The organism is Streptomyces sp. rh34, assembly GCF_002551245.1.
In the GTDB taxonomy this organism is placed as follows: Bacteria; Actinomycetota; Actinomycetes; order Streptomycetales; family Streptomycetaceae; genus Streptomyces.
In genome coordinates this window covers 1-1,675 of the sequence record NZ_NTGZ01000510.1, presented here as the reverse complement: position 1 = coordinate 1,675, position 1,675 = coordinate 1, and the positions used below count along the sequence as shown (strand labels likewise).

The 1,675-nt window shown below is 73.4% G+C and carries 2 protein-coding genes; one reads left to right on the top strand and one right to left on the bottom strand.

The features are described from left to right. Positions 1-97: 97 nt before the first annotated feature. Positions 98-862 (bottom strand): DeoR/GlpR family DNA-binding transcription regulator, encoded by a 765-nt coding sequence (locus tag CR470_RS37780; protein ID WP_097872267.1) that lies wholly within the window; start codon positions 860-862, stop codon positions 98-100. Between the two features lie 91 nt (positions 863-953). On the opposite strand from CR470_RS37780, the gene CR470_RS37775 reads away from it, so the two are divergent. Continuing rightward, positions 954-1,631, top strand: coding sequence for an NUDIX domain-containing protein (locus CR470_RS37775; protein ID WP_097872265.1), 678 nt, complete (start codon positions 954-956; stop codon positions 1,629-1,631). Positions 1,632-1,675 lie beyond the last annotated feature (44 nt).

The following is a 1,675-nucleotide window of genomic DNA, read 5'->3' as shown; positions in this document are numbered from 1 at the left end:
TCCCCTGGGCTGGGGCGACGCGACGACGGCGGGCTGACCGGGCGGCCGGGACGCCCCACCGGCGCCGGGCCCGGCTGGGCGGGAAGGCGCGGTGCGGTCACCGGTCGGCGGCCGTCAGGATCTCCACACCGAGTGCCGTGAGCTGCCCGACGACCGGGTCGTGGGCGTCGGCGTCGGTGATCAGTCCGCCGACCTTCTCCCAGGGCAGGACGCGGAACCGGGAGGCTGTGCCGATCTTCTCCGCGGAGGCCAGGACGTAGGTCTCCGCGGCTCGTGCCGACAGGGCGCGCTTCATGGCCGCTTCCTCGGCGTCCGCGGTGGTCAGCCCGGCGTCGGGGTGCACGCCGGTGACGCCGAGCAGGCAGAGGTCGGCGGAGACGTTCTGGGCCGCTTCGACGGCGGCGGCACCGCAGGCGACCGCCGAGTGCTTGAAGATCCGTCCGCCGAGCAGGAAGAGCTCCGCCCGCTGATGGTCGAGCAGCGCCGCGACGACCGTCGGGCTGTGGGTGATCACGGTGCAGGCGAGGTCCTGCGGGAGCGCGCGGGCGACGGCGAGGGCGGTGGTGCCGCCGTCGAGGATCACCGAACTGCCCGGCCGCACCAGACCGGCGGCCACCGCCGCGACCTTCCGCTTGCCGTCCGGGGCGACGGTCAGTCGTGCCGCGTGGCCGACCACCGCGGGCGAAACGGGCAGAGCACCGCCGTAGACCCGCTGGCACAGGCCCTCGGAGGCGAGGTCGCGCAGATCGCGCCGCACGCTGTCCTCGGAGATCGCCAGGCCGGCGGCGACGTCCTTGGCGACGATCTTGCCCTCGCGGGCGAGCAGGCCGAGCAGGTGGTCGCGCCGTTCAGCAGCCAGCATGCACAGTGTCTCCTGTTCTTGCACGTTTCTGCCTGTAGTGTAGCCGTCCATGACCGACCGAGATTCCTCGCCGTACTCCGCGGGTGGCCGTGTGACCGGCCGACCCGGCATCGACACCCCCGACCACCGTGGACGCACGGGCCTCGACCGGGCCGGACGCGGCCTGGACCGCAATCGCGACGTCGTGATCCGGGACGTCGAACTCACCTCCCAGGGCTGGCACGTCCTGCGGCGCACCACCTTCGACCGCCGTCGCCGCGACGGCCGCTGGGAGACCCAGCAGCGTGAGACGTACGACCGGGGCGACGGCGCCGTCGTCCTGCCCTACGACACCGCGCGCGGCGTCGTCCTGCTCACCCGGCAGTTCCGCTACCCCGCCTATGTCAACGACCACCCCGACGGCATGCTCGTCGAAGCGGCCGCGGGGCTGCTCGACGCCGACGACCCGCCGTCCGCCGTCCGACGCGAGAGCGCCGAGGAGCTCGGCGTCACGCTCGGCCCGCTCACCCGAGTCCTCGCGGCCTATATGAGCCCCGGTTCCGTCACCGAACGTCTTCACTTCTTCGCCGCCCCCTACACCCCGGCCGACCGGACCGGGCCCGGCGGCGGGCTGGAGGAGGACGGCGAGGACATCGAAGTCCTGGAGCTGCCCTTCGGCGAAGCGCTCGCCATGACCCGCGACGGGCGCATCGCCGACGGCAAGACCATCCTGCTGCTGCAGTGGGCGGCTCTGGACGGGCCGTTCGCCCCGGCGGCGGACGGCCGCTGAGGCCGCCGTTCGCGCGGTGTCGGGGCTGTCTCTTATACACATCT